This window comes from Citrobacter sp. CK180 (assembly GCF_030333655.1).
Taxonomy (GTDB): domain Bacteria; phylum Pseudomonadota; class Gammaproteobacteria; order Enterobacterales; family Enterobacteriaceae; genus Citrobacter_B; species Citrobacter_B koseri.
Map to the genome: position 1 here is coordinate 213,015 of NZ_JAOWFM010000043.1, position 20,486 is coordinate 233,500.

General features: G+C 47.8%; 22 protein-coding genes, 3 tRNA genes and 1 pseudogene. 14 read left to right on the top strand and 12 right to left on the bottom strand.

The window, feature by feature from the left end; translation table 11 throughout:
• Positions 1-386 precede the first annotated feature (386 nt).
• Together OGV50_RS08680 and OGV50_RS08685 are read left to right on the top strand one after the other, a co-directional pair.
• Entirely contained in the window at positions 387-1,439 is a 1,053-nt protein-coding gene (locus OGV50_RS08680; protein ID WP_286488480.1) for a hypothetical protein, read from the top strand.
• 19 nt (positions 1,440-1,458) lie between these two features.
• Positions 1,459-1,908 carry a hypothetical protein gene (locus OGV50_RS08685; protein WP_286488481.1) on the top strand — a complete coding sequence of 150 codons (450 nt, stop codon included), beginning with the start codon at positions 1,459-1,461 and terminating at the stop codon, positions 1,906-1,908.
• Between the two features lie 36 nt (positions 1,909-1,944).
• Here the strand turns inward: OGV50_RS08685 and OGV50_RS08690 are convergent, their stop codons facing one another.
• The 8 genes and pseudogenes from OGV50_RS08690 to OGV50_RS08725 all read right to left on the bottom strand — a co-directional run bounded on the left by OGV50_RS08690 (position 1,945) and on the right by OGV50_RS08725 (position 6,807).
• Positions 1,945-2,310 carry an antiterminator Q family protein gene (locus tag OGV50_RS08690; protein ID WP_286488482.1) on the bottom strand — a complete coding sequence of 122 codons (366 nt, stop codon included), beginning with the start codon at positions 2,308-2,310 and terminating at the stop codon, positions 1,945-1,947.
• A gap of 14 nt (positions 2,311-2,324) precedes the next feature.
• Positions 2,325-3,083, bottom strand: a pseudogene (locus OGV50_RS08695) (DUF968 domain-containing protein); the annotation flags it as partial.
• Between the two features lie 3 nt (positions 3,084-3,086).
• Complete coding sequence (locus tag OGV50_RS08700) at positions 3,087-3,974, bottom strand: phage N-6-adenine-methyltransferase (protein ID WP_286488483.1); 888 nt, start codon at positions 3,972-3,974, stop codon at positions 3,087-3,089.
• Positions 3,971-4,963: a conserved phage C-terminal domain-containing protein gene (locus OGV50_RS08705; RefSeq protein WP_286488484.1), complete on the bottom strand. Its 993-nt coding sequence runs from the start codon at positions 4,961-4,963 to the stop codon at positions 3,971-3,973. The genes OGV50_RS08700 and OGV50_RS08705 overlap by 4 nt, the downstream gene beginning before the upstream one ends.
• Positions 4,960-5,139 (bottom strand): DUF4222 domain-containing protein, encoded by a 180-nt coding sequence (locus tag OGV50_RS08710; RefSeq protein WP_058667692.1) that lies wholly within the window; start codon positions 5,137-5,139, stop codon positions 4,960-4,962. The genes OGV50_RS08705 and OGV50_RS08710 overlap by 4 nt, the downstream gene beginning before the upstream one ends.
• Before the next feature lies 1 nt (position 5,140).
• The gene (locus OGV50_RS08715; protein ID WP_286488485.1) at positions 5,141-5,854 is read right to left on the bottom strand and encodes a phage antirepressor KilAC domain-containing protein; all 714 of its coding nucleotides are present in this window, start codon (positions 5,852-5,854) and stop codon (positions 5,141-5,143) included.
• A 160-nt stretch (positions 5,855-6,014) separates the two neighbouring features.
• Positions 6,015-6,569 carry a YmfL family putative regulatory protein gene (locus OGV50_RS08720; protein WP_286488486.1) on the bottom strand — a complete coding sequence of 185 codons (555 nt, stop codon included), beginning with the start codon at positions 6,567-6,569 and terminating at the stop codon, positions 6,015-6,017.
• On the bottom strand, positions 6,562-6,807 hold the full coding sequence (locus OGV50_RS08725; RefSeq protein ID WP_286488487.1) for a Cro/CI family transcriptional regulator: 246 nt from the start codon (positions 6,805-6,807) through the stop codon (positions 6,562-6,564). Before OGV50_RS08725 ends, OGV50_RS08720 begins: the two co-directional genes overlap by 8 nt.
• A 102-nt stretch (positions 6,808-6,909) precedes the next feature.
• On the opposite strand from OGV50_RS08725, the gene OGV50_RS08730 reads away from it, so the two are divergent.
• The gene (locus tag OGV50_RS08730) at positions 6,910-7,536 is read left to right on the top strand and encodes a LexA family protein (RefSeq protein WP_286488488.1); all 627 of its coding nucleotides are present in this window, start codon (positions 6,910-6,912) and stop codon (positions 7,534-7,536) included.
• Between the two features lie 206 nt (positions 7,537-7,742).
• Here OGV50_RS08730 and OGV50_RS08735 read toward each other — a convergent pair whose 3' ends face one another.
• The gene (locus OGV50_RS08735; RefSeq protein ID WP_200055850.1) at positions 7,743-8,255 is read right to left on the bottom strand and encodes a hypothetical protein; all 513 of its coding nucleotides are present in this window, start codon (positions 8,253-8,255) and stop codon (positions 7,743-7,745) included.
• Between the two features lie 317 nt (positions 8,256-8,572).
• Here OGV50_RS08735 and OGV50_RS08740 point away from each other — a divergent pair, with 317 nt between their 5' ends.
• The 7 genes from OGV50_RS08740 to OGV50_RS08770 all read left to right on the top strand — a co-directional run bounded on the left by OGV50_RS08740 (position 8,573) and on the right by OGV50_RS08770 (position 11,932).
• Positions 8,573-9,169 (top strand): hypothetical protein, encoded by a 597-nt coding sequence (locus OGV50_RS08740; RefSeq protein ID WP_286488489.1) that lies wholly within the window; start codon positions 8,573-8,575, stop codon positions 9,167-9,169.
• The gene (locus OGV50_RS08745; RefSeq protein ID WP_286488490.1) at positions 9,166-9,438 is read left to right on the top strand and encodes an antitoxin; all 273 of its coding nucleotides are present in this window, start codon (positions 9,166-9,168) and stop codon (positions 9,436-9,438) included. Before OGV50_RS08740 ends, OGV50_RS08745 begins: the two co-directional genes overlap by 4 nt.
• Positions 9,439-9,547: 109 nt before the next feature.
• Positions 9,548-9,766 (top strand): hypothetical protein, encoded by a 219-nt coding sequence (locus tag OGV50_RS08750; protein ID WP_286488491.1) that lies wholly within the window; start codon positions 9,548-9,550, stop codon positions 9,764-9,766.
• Entirely contained in the window at positions 9,759-10,364 is a 606-nt protein-coding gene (locus tag OGV50_RS08755) for a hypothetical protein (protein ID WP_286488492.1), read from the top strand. The genes OGV50_RS08750 and OGV50_RS08755 overlap by 8 nt, the downstream gene beginning before the upstream one ends.
• On the top strand, positions 10,364-10,675 hold the full coding sequence (locus OGV50_RS08760; RefSeq protein ID WP_286488498.1) for a hypothetical protein: 312 nt from the start codon (positions 10,364-10,366) through the stop codon (positions 10,673-10,675). The genes OGV50_RS08755 and OGV50_RS08760 overlap by 1 nt, the downstream gene beginning before the upstream one ends.
• Before the next feature lie 38 nt (positions 10,676-10,713).
• Complete coding sequence (locus tag OGV50_RS08765) at positions 10,714-10,938, top strand: DUF4224 domain-containing protein (RefSeq protein WP_115609160.1); 225 nt, start codon at positions 10,714-10,716, stop codon at positions 10,936-10,938.
• 4 nt (positions 10,939-10,942) lie between these two features.
• Positions 10,943-11,932 carry a tyrosine-type recombinase/integrase gene (locus OGV50_RS08770; RefSeq protein WP_200075667.1) on the top strand — a complete coding sequence of 330 codons (990 nt, stop codon included), beginning with the start codon at positions 10,943-10,945 and terminating at the stop codon, positions 11,930-11,932.
• A gap of 114 nt (positions 11,933-12,046) precedes the next feature.
• Here OGV50_RS08770 and OGV50_RS08775 read toward each other — a convergent pair.
• Positions 12,047-12,136, bottom strand: a tRNA-Ser gene (locus OGV50_RS08775).
• Positions 12,137-12,229: 93 nt separating this feature from the next.
• On the opposite strand from OGV50_RS08775, the gene mtfA reads away from it, so the two are divergent.
• The 3 genes from mtfA to eruA all read left to right on the top strand — a co-directional run bounded on the left by mtfA (position 12,230) and on the right by eruA (position 17,811).
• Positions 12,230-13,027, top strand: a complete 798-nt coding sequence (gene mtfA / locus OGV50_RS08780; RefSeq protein ID WP_012131863.1) for a DgsA anti-repressor MtfA — start codon at positions 12,230-12,232, stop codon at positions 13,025-13,027.
• A 100-nt stretch (positions 13,028-13,127) separates the two neighbouring features.
• A tRNA-Asn gene (locus OGV50_RS08785) sits at positions 13,128-13,203 on the top strand.
• Between the two features lie 573 nt (positions 13,204-13,776).
• A complete protein-coding gene (gene eruA, locus OGV50_RS08790; RefSeq protein WP_200029922.1) occupies positions 13,777-17,811 on the top strand; it encodes an NACHT domain-containing antiphage protein EruA in 4,035 nt (1,344 codons plus the stop codon).
• Positions 17,812-18,031: 220 nt separating this feature from the next.
• Here eruA and cbl read toward each other — a convergent pair whose 3' ends face one another.
• Together cbl and nac are read right to left on the bottom strand one after the other, a co-directional pair.
• Complete coding sequence (gene cbl, locus OGV50_RS08795; protein WP_200090759.1) at positions 18,032-18,982, bottom strand: HTH-type transcriptional regulator Cbl; 951 nt, start codon at positions 18,980-18,982, stop codon at positions 18,032-18,034.
• 101 nt (positions 18,983-19,083) lie between these two features.
• Positions 19,084-20,001, bottom strand: coding sequence for a nitrogen assimilation transcriptional regulator NAC (gene nac / locus OGV50_RS08800; RefSeq protein WP_047462844.1), 918 nt, complete (start codon positions 19,999-20,001; stop codon positions 19,084-19,086).
• Between the two features lie 327 nt (positions 20,002-20,328).
• On the opposite strand from nac, the gene OGV50_RS08805 reads away from it, so the two are divergent.
• Positions 20,329-20,404 (top strand) — tRNA-Asn (locus tag OGV50_RS08805).
• Positions 20,405-20,486 lie beyond the last annotated feature (82 nt).

The following is a 20,486-nucleotide window of genomic DNA, read 5'->3' on the forward strand; positions in this document are numbered from 1 at the left end:
AAAGAAAAAAGGCCCACCGAAGTGAGCCTTATAAATTTGCTGTGTTTAATTATTTACAGACAAAAAATGGTGAGATCGATGAAGGAACATCGGCTCTGCACGCTGGGCACCAAGATTGGGGGATTATTCTTCCGTCCTCCATTTCCCGGTCACCAAAGTCTTCTAAACGATAAAACACATGATACCCTGCCCTTCCTGAACATTCAGGGCATGACTTGAGGGAGACTCCCTCGCGCATCACTTTCAAAGAACGTCGTAAAGGTTTAGCGCAACTGCCACATTTACTCATACCTTCTCCTTGTTGTGCGGAACTCCATTACTAGCAGGGAGGGAGAGGTCAATCTATGAAACAGTTCACGGAAACAGAACCTTAAGGCCGTGTCTAAGTGACCACTCTTAACACATTAAATGATAAACTGCGGACCGCGTTAATGATTTTTTTGCTAAATCATAGTAATTTTATGACCATGCCTCTTGATTTAATTGGATCGGTAATGACTACAGAAGAACAAAAGAAGACTCGAAGAGTACGTGTGGGCTTTTTTACTGGTAATGGAAGCAAAAAAGACGGCCCGTCAGTCGCAAAACTCGCCTTCGAGCAAATGCTTGGGGCTGCTCCTGTATCACTTCCTTATGTTCATACAGCTGAAACCCAGAATCGTGGGCTAAAGCTAGTAACCCTTGATAAAGATGACAAACAGCATAGCTATTTTGGTTATATATCCTGGAGGAGGGACTGTCTGCTGCCTTTTATTGAAGACGGGCTGACTGGAAGTGAAAGAACCATCCCGTTGAGTGATAAAGACTCTGTTGTTGAGAGAACCTACTTTATTTACTATTACGAAACCGATCTGTTGGTAATGACACTTAATCATTTGGGACCAAAAGTGAATGATTTGTCCTTCATTCTTTACAATAAAACTCAAATGCAGAACATACGGTTCGAAGCAATTTGGAAGCAGGAGAGCATGAAAGATCTTCTTGAAGATGGCAACATCTTACGAAGTTTTGACCTGACTGTTGCCGCCCCGAGAAACTTCAATAAAGCTAACTATCACTTCAAGCATGAGTTGACTAAGGACATAGTCGATATGGTTGTGGGTATGGGCGGTTCGCACCTTAGACTGAATATGCGCGGACGAATTCGCCCAAAGAAAGCTGGCTTCAACTATCTAAAAACTTGTGTGACTGATGCAATTAAAGAGCTGATTGAACTGTTTCCTAAAGGGGCTGGAGGCTTACAAATCAAAAAAATCGATGTTACGGAACCGTCTAATACAACACCTACAAGTTTGCTAGATCAGGTTCTAATTAGTACCCGCACAATCGTAGTTAAAAGCGGTTATCCATCTGATTCTGATATCAGAACAGCTATGACATCTGCTAAAATTGAAAACTTAGCTTACCTTGCTCAGTTTGAGCTTGCAGTAAGACCATAAAATTATCAAGGAGGTTACAATGAGAGTGTTTCTGACTCTACTTTGGAAACTAGCCCTCCTTTTAGCCATAACTTATGGTGCTTCATTGGTTTTTAAACCCATGAAGCACGCTGATGTCTTGACCACTGCAGGGGTCTTATCAACCGTTTCTGGGATTCTGTTTGGTTTTGTTCTTGCTGCTATATCGATTTTTAGTAGCGCAAAAAACGACGAAGACGGGGCGATAAACGCACTCAAAAGGAATAACATTCTTCCTTTGATAATCAATCGATTACTGTCAACAGGTGCAACATTAATTGTTGCTTGTTTTTTCCCGTTAATAGCAATGTTTCTTCCAGATGATCTGCTTGTAAAAGGAAATCCTATTGATTATTTGTTTATCTTGCTTGGCCTTTCTTCACTACTGATTTCTTTGTACACCTTTTCAAGATGTTGGTACTCACTTCGTAACATTTTCCCCCACTTGTAAAATAGGCTCTATCAAGAGCCTATTTTTCGCTAACTGTCAGCCGTACATTTCGAGCTTTACATCCAACATACTCAGACAACCGTCTATAAAACCCTCTGCCATCTGAATTTCAATGCGGATAAGCTTCTCATCCTTCTTACGCGCTTTTGCGATCTTCCTCTTTGAGATACCGTATAGATAATGTGCAACCAATAGCGAATGCTCGTATGGTTTTTTTTTCTTCAACCGAGCTAAGCAACCTTCAATGATAAGGGCATCATCATCGGTGCATGAAAGACGAGTTTTGCTTGTCTGAGGCAGAAGTCCTTTAAAGCCAGCTGCGATAGGGGAATAATCGACTCCTGAACTATCACTAGCTGCCCACCCACCCCAACGCTCTAAAACCATTTGAATGTCGCGCATGTTATCTCCACTGTTCATGCCAGCACGCCTATTGCCAGCGCGCGATCGATAAAACGAAATATCAACTCCAGTTGAGAGCCGTATTTTTCTTCGAATGCCCCGGTATCCGCGTGTAACTCGTCGTGATGCTTTCTGCACAAAGGCAACACCCAGAGATCATGCGCTTTTGTCCCCATGCCTCCCTGTCCGTGACCTATCAGGTGGTGGGGATCGTCAGCTGGCTTATTGCAGCAGACGCACGGCTGAGTTTTCACCCAGTCTGTGTAGATTTTGTTTTCCCAGCGCCGACGCTTCGGCCGTAACATGAAAGACTCAGGGGCTTCAGGATCGGCTTTCAATGCCAGAACCTTTTGTTGTTGCTCTGCATGCTCTACGGGCAAAGTACAGCGTTGTATTGGTTTAATCTTCTCCTTAAAAATCGTTGTGGCGGGCAAAGAAGGAGTGATATCGCTTTCTTTGTAAACGGACTGCAAAGGCTCAACAGGTAACCGCAACGCACTGGCAGCCATGCTTTCTGTGATGGCATCAGCGACACCAGCGTAAACCGCCCACCAACACAGCTCACCGAGTGAAAGCTCTCTTTCCCGGTTGTACCCAAGCGCCACCAGCACAGTATCAATAACCCACGCGATCACGTTACGGCGTGCCAGCTCTGCAAGTTGTTCTGTCGTCTGCTCACGTAACCGGTTCTCACAGTGCCAGCAAAGCACCATTGAACCGGGAGCATGACGCATTGTGACCAGCTCTTTATGGTGATAGTCCGAATGAGGGTAATTTCACGCATTGACGGCTCCCTGCATGCTGTTTACCAGACCACCAGCCACGGTGATGATTTCGCTGGTGGGCATACGCTCAAGCCAAAGCTGATTGATGTTCGCTTTCAACTTGTTCTGCTGGGCCAACGCCAGAGAATCCACGCCTTCAACCTGATCGAACACCAGACCAACTTCCAGCGGCCAGATACGCGACTCCACTTCTGGCAGATCTACAGCAGCAGAAGTAACCTCTTCCGCCGGAACTGGCGGCGCCACCTTTGTCGCGGCAAATTGAGCCAGCGCCATAAACGCCCGCCCTTTCGCTTCCAGTTCCGTACGACTGATATAGCTGAACCGCTCGCCACGCCATGACTTATCGAAAACAGCGATGGCACCCGCGAAGAAAGCACCAGTGGGCTTCTGCTTATCGTCGGCAGGGACAAACCACACTGGCAGATCAAACCCAATACGCCCGCGAATGAATACAATGTGATCGGCATCTTCCGGCCACCATGTTTCACTTGTCGCCGCTTTGATGAGGAACACATAGCGCCCACCCTTTTCACGCATAGCCATTGTATGGGCCATGATATGGGTCATGCCGGTGACCGCCTGTTTTTCGTGGTATTGCGAGCGGCTGTAAGGTGGATTGGCAAATGCGGCGCCACCGAGTTCTGCAAGACGATCTGACCAGTCCTGCGTCAGCGCGTTATCTTCGGCTGTGTACCATGCCGGGCACTTGGTATTGTCATCGTCTGCAAACAGATCCAGCACCAGCGGACCGAACATGGCATTGATACCCCAGACAAGTAAATCTGGAGATCGCCATTGATCGCCAACATCTTTCAGATAATGCGCCCTGCGGTTGCGCAGTTCTGCCAGCACCTGGCAATATTTATTTGTCGTCATTGGCGAAACCCCGAATTTTCTGGTAACGAATAATCAACCCCCTGGAAACTTGAACGGGCAAGCGCCGTAGTTACCGGCTGCTTTTTCCCCCATTCATCGCGTGGTGGCCTGCCCCGGCTTTCCCAGCGTGTGGCGCTTTGCAGGTAACCCTCGAATTTCTTCGGCCCAAACAGGGTTTCGGGGCGCATGTACTGGTATTGCTCGTCGTTGTCATGCCAGTGCTCATGTTTCAGATCGATAACCAGCTTCAAATCGCTGACGCTGTACCCGTCGCGCAGCCGCCCACGGATATTTTCGAGAGAGGTTTTTGATTTCTGGAAACGGGAGCCGCTTACCCGGTTCAGGTGGGTTAAAACCTCGATGGCCTGATCGGTAATCGTCACTTCAGGGTCGGGTTCCGCAGGAACCGGACAAGAGGGGTTATTCTCCTGTGTAGTCTCCTGAGTATTCTCTGTGTAATCTCCTGTATGAAAGTTTGTGGGATCACCGCAGGCTTGTTCGGTGGGTTGCCACGAACTTGTTTGTTGAACTTCCGCATTCTTGTTTGCGGCATCACCGCAATCCAGTTTGCGGGATTGCACCAATCCAGATTGCGGGGTTTCCACATTCTGGAGGTTCCGCAATCTGGTTTTATCCTGGCTGACCTTCTTCACTGGCTTCGCCGTCTCCAGCAGAAGCGCTTCAAGCCGTTCGGTATTGATGCGGTAGTGCATTGTTGCAGGTACGCCCCGGCGGTCTTCTTCCAGCACGCCAAGCGCTACCAGGCGTTTACGCGCTGTTTCCTGCTCGTCACGCGTCAGCGCCGTCTCTGATGAGATATCGGCCTGGGTTTTATACATCCATCCGCCATCCATTCGGTTATGCCAGTAAACAAGCTGGGAAAGGAATACTGCCGCAACCGGGCCAGCCTTTACTTTCCCTGCTTTTAACTTTGCAAATGCCGGGTTATATGCGATCGGACGATCAAGAAGCTGAATCAATGTGCTCACTTGTCTATCCTCTTGAATCTGGCACGAAAAATAATTTTGGGCGCGGCGCACTCCCACTCATAACCGGCGCGACGGTAAATAACGCGCTGGCGATCGTGATCGTACCCGGTGACATGGACAATGATTCCGTGGTGATCCTGGTAATACTGGTTAAGTGGCTGAATATTCTCTTCCATATCAGCCTCTCATCAGTTCTGAAGCGTAGCGATCAGCTATCCACTGGACGCCGCGGGGCGTTACTCGGGTCTGCGTATAGGCATGACCAAACTCAGATGAACCGGTTTTTACAGTGAACAGGCCATCACGCTGGCGCAGTGCGTGTGGAAGCAGATTGCCGGACTGTCGGAAAAGGACTTTGTCGCGCACCAGAGCGTCAATCATCGCCTTTTCAGGCATATTGAGGATCTTCGCGGTCTCCCGCAGGCTTTTCGCACCACCGGCCTCTACATACTGTTCTACGAATGCCACTTTTGGCGCGTCCTGTTGCACCTTGCTTACCAGCGCCGCATTCTGCTCTGCCATATCGGCAGCCAGGCGAAGTGCTTCCGGTAGGGTCTGCGGCAGCAGCGTATGCCCCTCTTCTAACTCTCTCAGACGGCGGATAATTTTCATCCGTAGCACAGCACTGTATCCGGTGATTAAGCATTCGGTATGCTCACGATCAAGGCGAAACTCTCTGTATTGCTGACCATTCTGTGGGTGTGTCCAAATATGGATATACCCTTCAGAGCGTTCCCCAAGCTGCTCCAGCATTGTTTCGATGTCCCGGCAAACATGACCATGTTGCTTGCCAGTCAACGTAGAAATTTCTCGACCGCTCATCGTTACGCGACCGTTAACCAGCAAAGGTGCTGGTGCCAGAACATTAACCCCGTTTATTTGCTGAACCATTGCGCCGCCCTCCGGTTAAATACCCCCACAATTGCGGTCGCACGACTGTGGTTACACGCAACCCAGCGGTTTGATACTCTGCGCTCATACCGAAACATGATGTAACCCCGAACAGGGAATGCACGTAGTTGCGGTATGCGGTTCTTTACCGTTAAACTGTTCATGCGTTAGTTTCTCCACTGATACGACACGCCAAGGCGCCCGGAGCTGCACACTCGCGGGCGTCACTCTTTTCAGGAAGGCAATAAACACGTGATATCAGGTTCAGAAATGTCATAAGCGTTACCCGGAACTGGTAGGCTATTTCGTTCAGACTGTCCCATTCCCCTTTATCAACCACACCATCATCGATGTATCGGCGATATGCGTTAACCAGATCCCCGAGTCTTCCCACCAGCTCAGCCAGCTTTAAACCAATCTCCTCGTTCTCTATCTCTGGCGCTGCGCCTGGAATGTGGATCCCGTTATCTGTTTGACGAGAAAATGCATCGGCTATGTGACTAACACCAGCAGCTTTCTGTAGCACCATCGCCCATCCCATCGGGAAAATCTGATCGCCATCGACACGTAGCCGGTTGAACAGAGCGTTCTCAGTTACCCCCAACCACTCTGCCGCCTCGGCATAACCACCAGGCAGATCGGTAATGGTCTTTTTAATAGCGACCACCAGCCAGGCTGGCTGTCGTTCGATTTTCCAAATAGGTTCATTACCCACGGTTCCCTCCTTCTTCCTGTGGTTTGAGTTTTACTGAAGCTTCGCTACGCTTTTCGTAAAGGTCGGGATGGAAAACCAATTTTCCCCCGGTCCGATAAGCTGCTTCAGCTGCACGTCCTTTCGGGATAAGGCGACCAGTTCTATTACGCCACTGGTAAACGGCCTCGCTTGTGATTCCAAAAAATTCGGCAACTTTCTCAGTGCTGCCGAAGTAGTTTTCAATGTCATCGGTTGTCATAACGCCTCCCTTGCTAAGTTTGATTAGATATTAATAACCAATCTAACTTTGGTCAATAAAAACTAAGATTGCTTAGCCTTTTAATTTGTTTATGGTGTTCAAATGGAAACTGTCGGTCAGCGCATCAAAGCTCTCAGGCGCATAACCAAAACCTCGCAGAAAGAACTGGGTAAGTTCTGCGGTGTTAGTGATGTGGCGGTTGGGTATTGGGAAAAAGACGTTAATGTACCAGGCGGCGAGTCACTTGCGAAACTTGCAAAGTATTTCAACACATCAATTGATTACATACTCTATGGCACTGAATTTGAAGGAAATCTGATAACCAAGATGCGAAGGATTCCGGTGATATCTTGGGTTCAGGCTGGACAGTTTACAGAATGTAAAGCAGCAGAAGTTTTCAGTGAAGTAGAGAAGTGGGTCGAGACATCACTCCGGATAGGGGATAGTTCCTTTGCATTGGAGGTTAAAGGTGATTCTATGACAAACCCTAATGGGCTCCCGACAATCCCTGAAGGAGCAACAGTCATAGTCGATCCTGATGCAGAGCCACTTCATGGAAAGATAGTCGTAGCCAGGCTTGATGGTACAAACGAGGCTACCATAAAAAAACTCGTCATCGATGGGCCTCAAAAGTTCTTAGTTCCCTTAAATCCTCGCTATCCAAACATTTCCATTAACGGTAATTGCCTGATCATCGGAGTTGTCAAAGGCGTTCAGTACGAGCTTTAACCGACCTCTAATCTTCCTCTTAACATCAAGCTAAGAGTAGTTTGGTGTTTTTTCTTGATCTAAAAGCTAAGTTAAGTTAGATTTAATTCATCAGCAGCGAACAGGCAGGACGCCCACGAAGTAGCCGCCGGTGGCGTATGAATGACCGGATGATTCGCAGGCAACAAAAAAGCGCCCATCGGACGCTTCGCTCTTTAACAATCTGGTTATTCCCAACTTACGGTGCTGCCGTAATTCAATTCTTTAAAATGCATTTTGTTTTTGCCATAAACAGCATCGCATTTTTGACAATGCAACTGCGTATAATGTTGTTCTCGTGCAGCATCATAAAATGTTTGAGAACTTGGCTGTAGTATCGATATAACCCTTTGATTAAAGCATTGAGAACAGTAATGGATGAGTGTTTCCTCTCCTCCGATCACTTTTTTCTCAGAATAGACTAAAGCATCAGTTTCAAATCTATCGAGGAAAAAATCTTCTGTTTTCTTTTCAAAACTCTCATATTCAGTGATCACATTTTTGAGACGGACAACTTCTTCATCACGTAGACGGATCACATCACCAAGGGAGAAGCACTCTGCCTGAAGCGTGATTAATTTACTCTGGAGTTCAATAGTTGCCGCTTTAACTTCAGCATCCGTTTTCGCGTCATTAATGACTCTCGCGAGACCAGCGGTCTCCTTTATGGCGGCCATAGCCGCCGACAGTTCAGCTATCACTATAAATACTCTTATTGCTGTAGGGAATAATCAGATTAACTGAATCCTTGTTGTTGGGGAATAGCAGGGTCCACCGCCTGATGTGGTGAAAAGACAGGCAATAAATTGCTGTGTGTAGTGTTGGCGGTTCCAGTTTTCCATCAGTCCTTCTGGTACCGCCCTTTTTACGAAACAGACAAGGGCATCACTGGGCGACAGGCTCATAACCCAATCCACCCGGGCGGTTGCAGCCGCAGGTGCTCTTGTCTGTTTTGTGGAGAAACGAACTGGCGATGGCAGTCGCCCGTTGCACTAAGTGCCTCTGGATGGGGCATTTATTGAAACGAAACCAAAACTTTTATTCGCCTTATGGCGAGGGATTCGTGCAACCAAAATTCAGCGCGGTGCAGCGCGCATATAACACGGAGAAACTGACCATGACGACCTCAAAAAACGTCACTGAGTTACAACCACGCATGACCAGAGAGCAACTGATAGATGCAGCTCGTACCGCTGCTAAATATCTGCCGGTTGCATCAGCTCAGATTATGAATGAGCTTGCTAACCGTCTCGACTGCACCAGCGTCGCGCTTTGTGAAGCGATGGAACAGCGTAAATCACTGGCAATTGAAAATACCGTTCTCCGTGAAGACGTAACAAGCTGGGCTAAAGAATGCGATCGCATCGTCGAGCGCTACACAAAAACACGTAGCAACATGCACCTACTGGAAGCGCAGAGAGAACTGCGCGACCTGACACCAGCAACCTCCGCTTTCCTGGCTGAAGTGCGGGCGCACGCGCGAAATGAGCTGATTGATGAGTTAGAAGCTCGTTTCACCGAATTAGCGCAGACCAGCCCAACACCAGAGTTGCAAAGTGGTGCTGCTGGCGCTGCTGGTTTTGTCTCTACTTTTCGCAAAGGAGTGCAGTCATGAGCAAATCATACATCGTTATTCAGCAGTGCTGGTGGTGCAACGAGAATGGTCATGGAGTCGAATACACGACAGACAACGTTGAATTCGATAAGCGCGACGAGGCAATCAAGCATGGTCTGGAAATACAGGGCAGTGATGATTTTAACATCGGGGTTATCGAAGACGGACGGCTTGTGTCCTTCGACTGGATGAATGAGCCGGTGGGTGAAGGCGCAGAAACACTGACTGAAATTGCACAAGCCATCGGTTACGAAGGAGCAGCCCAATGATAACCGGCACTTCAAATTTCGATGAAACCCCGGAAGTGCGCTGCACAATCTGCGGAGGTTATTACAAGGCTGATGAGCCAGAGCTACACGTTTGTGAGGAGCGTGAAGAATGAAAGACGAAGATTTAGACCGCTGCCCGCGATGCAAAGAAGACATGTGGGTTGGTAATACTCTCTGCAAGAGCTGTCAACGTGAAGATGAGTTGGATGAGTGGCCTGGTGGTGACGGGAATCCTTTTCCTGGTGAAATTGAATGTGACATCTGCGGGCACATAAGCACAGACCCAGAAGGCCGTCACTTTTGCTGCGAGGACAACAGCGATGATTGATAAATATCGGTTGGAGGATCTACGACGGGAAAGTGGTGAAAAGGGGGAGCTTGCCCGGTGGGTTATCCAACTGCAAGTTGAATTGGATAGAGAACGTAGAAAAGGGGTTGATTCGGCAGAGTTACAGGAACGCAGCAAGGCTGATAGTAACAGCCACCCGGCGCACGGCCCAGTAACACTCGATCGCCTGCGCCGCATTCGTGAAATCTTGGGCAAAGCAGCAGCACAAAGTGACGGCGGCAATCTTGGTTACGCAATGTCTGATGCTGTGAAAGCGATTGATGAACTGCTGGAAGTGCGGAAGGCGGAGCCTGTGGCATGGACTGATGAGCAGGAATTGAGAGATGTTGAAAAAGACGGCTTAGGATACATGTTCACCGTGAACCCAATTACGTCTCACGCAGACCCTCGAAGAGTGATCAAGCTCTATCGCCACGCGCAGCCTGCGCCGGTAGTGAAACTTCCGCACGAATTCCTCAGCGATGAAGGAATTGTCGTTCAGATTGAAAGAGTTATGGCTGCACTGGCAGTTGCAGGAATTAAGTATGAGCGCAAAGGTGACGCCTGCCGCGCCGCCATGCTCAACGGAGGTAAATAGTGAAAAATATCCAGTTATCTGAACGTGAATTGTCGATAGTTTATAGCTTAATGGCGCCGCCGTACCGCGCTGAAGATATTCGCTCTGACGAGTTCAACGAATTGCGTAACAAAGTCTTTTACGCTCTGCGTGATGCTCAGAACGATGAACCTGTAAGTGACGCTTACAAGTTGCCGCCTCACGTTTACCGCGAGCTGGTGAACCAGTTACATAGCACGGCCATGAAGTATAGCGGTTGCCAGCAATTACGCGAACAGATTAGTAGAACACTGGGTACTGTATTAGGCCCGGCACATAGCCACATTAAGTAACCGGGTGCAGCCGGTTGAGTTGAAGTGGAGAAAGACTCATGAGCGATCGCTTCCTGACTGATGAAGAATTGGCAGAAGCTACTGGATCACCCCAGAAGTCTCTGCAAAAAGAAGTGTTAACGCTGAATGGCATTTACTTTATTGAGCGCCGGGACGGTTCAGTAAAAACGACCTGGTATCACATTAATCATCCCATTCAGCGATTAACACCACCAGCAGGATCCCAGCCCACTCCGGGTATGAACTTTAACGCAATAGAGTGAGATTATGGGTCGCAAACGCGCACCCGGTAACGAGTGGATGCCAAAGGGCGTATTTTTTCGCCCTTCTGGTTACTACTGGAAGCCCGGTGGAACAACAGAAAAACTAGCTCCTGCTGACGCAACTAAAGCAGAAGTCTGGGTAGCATTTGAAAAGGTGATTGAAGGAAGGAAAAATATCCTGACATTCTCCCAGTTATGGAAAAAATTCCTCAACAGCGCCGATTATGCAGATCTGGCCCCCAGAACGCAGAAAGATTACCTGGCACACGAAAAATATTTACTGGCCGTATTTGGCGAGGCAGAAGCTAAAGCTATTAAACCAGAGCATGTCCGGCGTTATATGGATGCCAGAGGCAAAAAAAGCCGGGTTCAGGCAAATCATGAGCATAGTTCAATGTCACGCGTTTATCGTTGGGGATATCAACGAGGTTTTGTTCCCGGAAATCCATGCGTCGGTGTAGACAAATTCCCCAAACCACAGCGTGATCGTTATATCACTGATGAAGAATATGTGGCGATCTACGAGCACGCCAGCGATCCGGTTAAGGCAGCGATGGAGATCGCTTATCTGTGTGCGGCCAGGGTTTCCGATGTTCTGAAAATGGACTGGAATCAGATAATGGAGAAGGGAATTTTTATACAACAGGGCAAAACTGGTGTTAAGCAGATCAAAGCATGGACAGATCGTCTCCGTGCTGCCGTAGATATATGCCGCAACTGGGGGGAGGATGGCGCCGTTATTAAAACAATGTACGGAGAGAGATATTCGTATAAAGGTTTTAACGAGGCCTGGAGGAAAGCAAGAACAGCGGCAGCGGACAAACTTGAAAGACCGTTAGACTGCACTTTCCACGATCTGAAAGCGAAAGGAATTTCTGACTATGAAGGAACAGGACGAGACAAACAAAAATTCAGTGGGCATAAAACTGAATCTCAGGTACTTGTGTATGATCGTAAGGTAAAAATTAGCCCAACATTAAACAGAAAAATGTGATTTTAAACGTAGCGCCGGTGGGCAAACTGGCGTTATTTTTTCTCACTGGATTTTCTCATTTTTTCTCAACGGGATTTGTGTCACTGACAGGCGTTATGGTAAGTGCTTGAATAGTGGCGGAGAGAGGGGGATTTGAACCCCCGGTAGAGTTGCCCCTACTCCGGTTTTCGAGACCGGTCCGTTCAGCCGCTCCGGCATCTCTCCGTTCTGGTGGTTGCCATGATGCCAGGTAATTTGGCATTTTAACAGACCCTGTTCCTGCAATTTTGTTCAAGTGACGAGTTTGCGAGCAAAACGATGATTAAGTGGCCCTGGAAAGTACACGAAACAGACCAGAATGCGGCCTTGCCGTGGGATGACGCCCTGGCAATTCCCCTTCTGGTCAACCTGACCGCGCAAGAGCAAGCCAGATTAATTGCGCTGGCCGAGCGTTTTTTACAGCAAAAAAGGTTGGTCGCTCTTCAGGGATTTGAGCTGGATGCGTTGAAAAGCGCGCGCATTGCGCTGCTTTTTTGTCTCCCGGTTCTGGAGTTGGGCATCGAATGGCTTGATGGCTTCCATGAAGTGCTGATCTACCCTGTGCCTTTTGTTGTGGATGATGAATGGGAAGATGATATTGGTCTGGTGCATAACCAGCGCGTTGTCCAGTCCGGGCAAAGCTGGCAGCAAGGCCCAATAATTCTGAACTGGCTTGATATCCAGGACTCCTTCGATGCGTCCGGCTTCAATCTGATTATCCATGAAGTGGCGCATAAACTTGATATGCGCAATGGCGACCGGGCCAGCGGCATCCCGTTGATTCCTCTGCGCGAAGTGGCCAGTTGGGAGCACGATCTCCACGCGGCTATGAACAATATTCAGGATGAAATTGATCTTGTGGGTGAAACCGCATCCAGCATTGATGCTTACGCAGCAACCGACCCTGCTGAATGCTTTGCGGTTCTGTCAGAATACTTCTTCAGCGCCCCGGAACTGTTCGCCCCGCGTTTCCCGGCATTGTGGCAACGTTTTTGTCAGTTTTATCGCCAGGACCCCTTACTGCGACTGCGTGATAACCCAGAAGAGGACAATATACCGACATCACACGTCCATTAAATCGCGGTTTTGAAGATTAATTAACCAATTGAAATGACGTGCGAATTTTACTGTTGACACGTTACAGAGCGGTCAGTATTATTCGCCTCGTTCACACGATTCCTCTGTAGTTCAGTCGGTAGAACGGCGGACTGTTAATCCGTATGTCACTGGTTCGAGTCCAGTCAGAGGAGCCAGATTTAGAAAATCCTGCTTAAGGAAACTTAAGCAGGATTTTTGCTTTTTAGAGCCTATCAATCACATCAAAAGCATCGGTTCAGGATGGCTTGCTATCTGACCATCACTTCATTCACGATAGCATTAGGTATACGTTGTTCAAGGCTTCCATATCAATGGTTCTGGGCTGCTCACAGCGAATAGCGCCCGTTTTTTGTTCTTGCATACGGCAAAACCCAGGTATCCACCGCTGGTAATGGGAACAACAAAGGGTGGCTGGGTGAACTGGTTAAATAGTGTCGCAATTAGCCAATAGCAGCAAATGAGGGGTTCTGGAAGCAGATCGCAGAAAATAAAAACTCCGCGGACAAGACCGCCATAACAGGAAAAGTTTAATATCTGTTAACCTGCATATCGCTATTGCGAAATGTGATGAATGTCAATAAGTTGTATAACACATCCAGCAGTTGATAAAACATCCCCCCAATAAAGAAAAAATGCCGTACTATCTCTGATATAAGCAAGAAAATTCAGGTGCAGCTTTCCTTTCTGCTGGAATATTTGGGCTATTCAACACGAAGTATTTTGTAACTATGAATTCAACCTTCTATCTTGAACGTAATTTTACGCACGGTGACAGGACGTACACAGAGACAGAGTTGCTGGCGGCATCAACGCACATTGTTGTGTTAGCAGAACCCGGCGGCGGGAAAACGGAGCTGATGAAAAGCATCGCTCAGAAACTGAACACTTCTGTCTTAAATGCCAGCGTATTTGCTTACGTGGGAGCAGATAAAGAAAATAGCCCACTGGTAATTGATGCCGTTGATGAGGTCGCCAGGATCGATCAATCAGGTATTCATAAACTCCTTGCGCTAGCCAGAACATCAAAACCAACTCGCGTAATCATGTCGAGCAGGTCAAGCGAATGGGGGCTGGCCTCTACCGGTATTTTTGAGAAATTTCTTGGTTTCTCCCCTATGATTGTGAGGCTGAGAGAATTTGATCAAAACGAACAACACGCCATCTTTAAGCACCATGCGCCAGAAGAAGACTTCTTTACATTCCAGACCGAAGTAACACAGTTTAGTTTAGAAATGTTGTTACCAAACCCTCAGTTTCTGAAAATGTTCACCGATGCCTATTTAGAAAGTGGCAGGCGATTTGCTGACAAACGTTCAATCTTTGCTTTAGCGGTCGAACGACTGGCTAAGGAAGTCAACCCAGATATCCCGAAAGCCTCTATATCTCTTTCAGTTGCACAGAAGATTTCATTTTCTGCCGAGGTTTATGTCAAACTTCTGTTGTCGGGCGCAGAGGGAGTCAGCACCATCGACGCGACGGCAAGCCGGATGTATCCCATGCTGCCAGCATTATTTAGCGGCAGTACTGACTGTTACGACATATTGTCAACTCAGCTTTTCAAACCCGGCGATAAGGAAGACCAGCACCGCCCGGTTCATAAGATCGTCGCTGAATACTGCGCAGCGGATTATCTTATTAAACGAATAACCGACCCAGGGGATGTTCTCACTTTAACAAAGTGCTTACCTGTTATTGCACCGAACGGTACTGCCAGGGATGAGTTGAGAGGTCTGCTCGGATGGATGGCAGCATTAGGCAACAAGTCAGTACAGGAATCCATTATTGAGCTTGACGCCTATGCGGTTCTCGCAAACGGCGATCCATCACAACTTGAACGCTCATCGAAACGACAACTTCTTCATCGACTCAAAGAGATTGAAGCCGCAGACCCCTACTTTCGTCGGAGCGATTTCTGGCGTCGGTTCAGCGCGGCTGGTTTTTTCACGCAAGACGTTATTGAAGAAATAAAGCCTCTTTTAACGATGGGTAATGATGGTCATTTACGTGATTTAATTTTAGAACTTCTGACAGACTCACCGGTAAACTGTCAGTTGACGCCTGAATTAAGTCTGCTTACCTTAAACCCTAACGAGTCTGAACACATTCGTACCTTAGCAAGTAGATGCTTACTCAATGTCAAAGAATACGATTTCATTGGCGCTTTAGCCGTTTTGATTTTTGAGGCCAGTAATATTTCACTCAATATTGCAGCTAAAGCCATCGAAGTCACCGGGCCAGAAAAATTTAACCACACATATCTCTCTGGATTCTTACGCGTCTGTGCGAACCTCTACCCTGCTCACAAAGAACAATTTGAAAGAGTGGTCGGCTCTCGTTATTTTATTAAAAAGCTCATTTCCTGTTTTTCACAACATACACTCGAATCTCTTCTGGATGAGCTAACCCATAACCTTCATTGCCACTGTGGGAAAAAATCCTATGAATGTGATTGTCGCAATGGGATAAGCAAGATCGTCGGTTCAATGGTCGATCGCTATTTTGAACTGACTCAAGCACAGTTTGACCCTGTCAGGATCTGGCAATGGATAGGTAATCTCAATTTTCATCGCCAATGCCAACCCGATCAAAGCAGATCGGTACAGGTGCTTCGGGAAAATGACACACTTCGTCAGGAGATCATTGCTTATGTATTCGGGCCATTAACGGATCGTAAAGAAATATTCAACATAAGAGTAGAAAAATTCGACGGACACCTGCACTCACATTCAGGCCTACATTTATGGAGGAATGACTATAAATTCATCCTCAATCTGGCGTTTGAAACAGATAACGTTGACCTGTGGGCGAGTTTTCTTGTCAACCATCAACGTTACAAAAACAAGGAAGAATATGGCCCTGATGATTTGCGGACACAAATGCGTCAGCACGCCCTTTCCAAACCCGCATTTATGCGCGAATGGGCCCGATACAACAATGCAATGAAATTATCCGAACAGGAGCACCAGTTATGGAGATTCAGACATAGCCGAAGCAGGAAACGCCATGACAAAAAACAACGAGAGATTCACGCTAAAAACATAAAATTTGTTAATGAAAACAGAGATGTTGTAGAACGTGGTCGTCACTGGAGTTGTCTGGTGCGCTTTGCAGAACTTGTGCTCATGCATCCAGAAAGAATTGAATTAGAATTTGGTAACGAGAAACTGGTTCGGACTGCGTTAAGAAATTGTCTGGATTTTATTACTCCCGTGGTTCCCACCCTACCCGAACTAGCGGCTCTACAATGTGAATCTAAGCACAGGTATTCTGAGACAGTTTTATATGCAGCCTGTCTGGAGATTTTACGTGCAGAAGGCAATCTTGAATGCGTCAATACCGAATTGCTTACAGCATTAAGAACCAACATTCACATGGGATATGACTCAGTTTCGAGGGAAGAACGTGACGCTCTACAGACTGAAATAGACCGCCTCATTTTTCCTGATAGTGAAAGTGCTGAAAAATATCTCCAGCAATACGTTGAACCCCAACTCACTCAACCATGCCCTCACCCTGAAATCTGGATGTTAAGTGGAGAAGAGGTCTTTCGTCATTCACGCGCTAAACTTTCTATTGAATGGCTTCGTCGTTTTACTGATTTATCCCTTAACTCAGTAGATACACTTTTTGAAATTGCTGCTCAATACGGCGATCGCGAGGATTTAAAAGAGATTATTGCAGAGCGTTGCTCAGATATGATGTCAGGCTGGCCTAATCCGACAGAAAATGAGGATATTGAACGCAAGCGAATATTCTGGATGGTACGTGAGTTCTACTTTCTGGAGAATATTACGGATACTTATTGGGCATGGCTAAAATCTGACAAAGATAATTTACTGCATTTTTATGAACATTCTGGGCGCATGAGCCGAAGTGAGCACCGTGCCTGGCCGGAACTGACCTCAATCAAAATTGAAGCCATTTTAGATGCTTTCATTGAACAATGGTCGCGCGTTGACCTACCGGATCATTGGGACAGTGATAGTCCAGAAGAGGAAAAAGCCTACCGCTTTTTGACTGATTTAATTTGGTCAATTGAATCAGATATTCCTGACAATGCAATACCCGTACTGGGTCGCCTTCTTGCCGATCCACGTTTCACGAGCCAGCATAAAGGACTGCAAAGTATATATGCTGGTCAGCTCAGGAAAAAAGCACTCAGGGATTTTGAACCACCAACACCAGATGAAATAGTTCAAAATCTGGATTGTGATTCAGTGGTTACTGTTGAAAGCCTGCGTCAATTAGTTCTTCAGGAGCTTAATGATTTCCAGAAAGCGATTGATGGCGGGGAGTTTAACTCAGTAGATCGCTTCTATGAGAAAAATGAACGCCTTGATGAGGTAAAGTCCACAGAGATTATTGCGGAACGCCTGAATTTAAGACTTCAGCCTCAGGGCATCTCTATAACTCCTGAGCATCAGTTGAAAGGGAAAAACAGGAGTGATTTCACGGCATCTAAATTGATTGGCGGAAGAAGACGACTGCTCGTTACGGAAGTCAAAGGCCAGTGGCATAGAGAGTTATATTCTGCCGCTTCAGCCCAACTCTATGACCGTTATGCCATTCATCCTGATGCCGAGCAGCAGGGTATCTTTCTTGTCATATGGTTTGGAGAAAGCGAAACCGTTGCTGGCCGCAAAACTCACGGAATTAAAACCGCTCAGGAGCTTAAAATCAGTATTGAAGCAGTATTACCGGCCGATCTCCGTAGTTTAATTGATGTTTTCGTTTTAGATGTTGCACGGCGCAGTAAACATTAACATGAGTTACATCGAACATAAATATCCGATATCACCACAGGTGTAAGATCAAGCGTTTACCACTGGCACAAAGAGGTTGTTAAAAAGTAGTGGTCATTCTGGTGGTCTTGACAGGTAGCTGATTAAGGTTTAGCTTATTTATTAGCCAGTTACTGGCAAAAACGATCCCAGTCAGAGGAGCCAAATTTAAAGAAGCCCGCTTTTTAGCGGGCTTTTTGCTTTATATCTGATAATCAATGACCGCCTCATCCGACTCCATCACCTGCCGCTTAATATCTTCGACAGACAGCCCCGCATTACACAACTCAATAAACCGCCAGACGTAGTTGCGCTGTAACTGTCCGCGCTTCAGCCCCAGCCAGACGGTATTGGCATCAAATAAATGTCGGGTATCAAGACGCGTCAGCGCCCCCTCTTCCTGCTCGCCGCTGGATTGCTCGGCGACTAATCCAATCCCCAGCCCCAGAGCAACGTACGTTTTGATCACATCAGAATCCTGAGCGCTCAGGACAATATCCGGCAACAACCCTTTGCGGGAGAAGGCTTCATCAATACGGGAACGCCCTGTAATGCCCTGACGATAAGTGATTAGCGGCCAGTACGCGATCGCTTCCAGCGTCAGTGGCGAGGTCTGCACCAGGGGATGATCGCGAGGTACTAATAAACTGTGGTGCCAGCGAAACCAGGGAAAGGCCACCAGCAACGGATCATTACTCAGACGCTCACTGGCAATGCCGATATCCGCGCCACCGTTTTGCAACAGCACCTCTATCTCCTGCGGCGTGCCCTGAATAAGCTCCAGTCGGACTTCCGGGAAAATCTCGCGAAAGGCTTTGATCACTTCCGGTAAACTATATCGCGCCTGGGTGTGCGTCGTGGCAATGGTCAGTACGCCAGATGTATCATTGGTGAACAGGTCGGCCAGTCTGCGAACATTGCTGGCCTCATTCAGGATGCGCTCGGCAATGACCAGCAGCGCCTTACCCGGTTCTGTCATCCCGAGCAGGCGCTTGCCGCGCCGGATAAAAATTTCAATACCGAGCTCATCTTCAAGCTCGCGAATATGCCGACTCACTCCCGACTGAGAGGTATAAAGCATATTGGCGACTTCAGTCAGGTTGTAATCCTGACGGGCCGCCTCGCGGATGATTTTAAGTTGCTGGAAATTCACGCTTCGCTCCGAAGACATCAGACATGACGCTATTGTTAAAGTCTGAAGCCCGGCATAACAAATAATAAAAACCTGCATCTTATACCGCGATGGAATAACGCTTAGCTCACCAGCAGAAGCTCACGGTTTTCCAGCATAGGGCGGCTCACCAGCGACATCAGGATCTCTTTCACTGCCTGTGCCTGCGGCGTCAGGCTCCCCCTCGCCGACATATTCAGCGACAGCGGTAAACTCATCGACGGCGTGGTGATACGCGCCATCCAGCCATTTGCCGCGCCGCTTAACGATCGGGCTGCCGACTCCGGTAACACCGTCACCCCCATCCCACTGGCGATAGCCGCTGTTAATGTCGCGATGGATTCGATTTCGCCAATCACTTTTGCGGTCAATCGGCGTAAGGAAAAGGCCTCATCCACACGCGAACGAACGGCGCTATAGTCGCGAGGAAGGAAAAGGTTCATCTCCGCAACCGCCGTTAAATCCACGCTCGGCCCAGGGCAATCCCGGGTTCCCACCAGAAAAAGATCTTCTTTCAGCAGCGGCTGGCTGGTAATACCGGCCACCGGAGAACGCTCGTAAAGAACCGCCATATCAAGTTGGCCGCTGAGTAATTTATCATTCAGCACCACCCCGCTGTTTTCATGCAGGTAGACCAACACCTCTGGCAATTCCGCCCGCACGGCCTGTAGCAGCGGCATCGTCACCGACGAAGCGGCCGTTCCCGGCGCCAGACCAATAGACACCTGCCCCCTCAGCGTTTGCCCGACGTTATTAACCGCCAGCTGTGCCTGTTCACACTGACGCAAAATCGTTCGCGCATGGGTATACAGGATTTTTCCTGCTTCAGTCGGCGTCACGCCGCGCTTTGTCCGAATCAACAATTGCTGATCCAGTTCCCCTTCCAGCGTAGCGACCTGCTGGCTGAGTGCGGGTTGCGCAATGTGTAATACTTCCGCGGCCTGCGTCAGGCTACCGATGTCGACGATTTTCACAAAGTATTTCAGTCGTCTGAAGTTCATTTTGCCTCCTGTCAGGAATACCAGTCATGATACTGGCTGTCATGTTATGAAGGATTTTGCAAAAGGCTTGCCAGTTTCTGGCCGACGCTGATTTTTATGCTAACCTGCTGTCAAATAAGAGAATGTGATTACAAGACAACGTTTTTAACGTTAACAACTGTTTCCGATCTGCCCCATAAGAGGTACGTTTGCACCAGAATGGCGCAAAATAGCGGCCGAATGAAAGATCATCGCTTTGTTGATTTTGTCAGCAAACGAACGCGCAATCGCATTTCACCCTTTGACAATGCTCGTGGGCGTCGTTAATATGCGCCCCGTTCACACGATTCCTCTGTAGTTCAGTCGGTAGAACGGCGGACTGTTAATCCGTATGTCACTGGTTCGAGTCCAGTCAGAGGAGCCAGATTCTTGTTTTCATGCCGCTTTGCAAATCCCTGTGTGATTCAGATTCAATAAGTTAGCGTGAAAAGTCTTCCCGATGTATT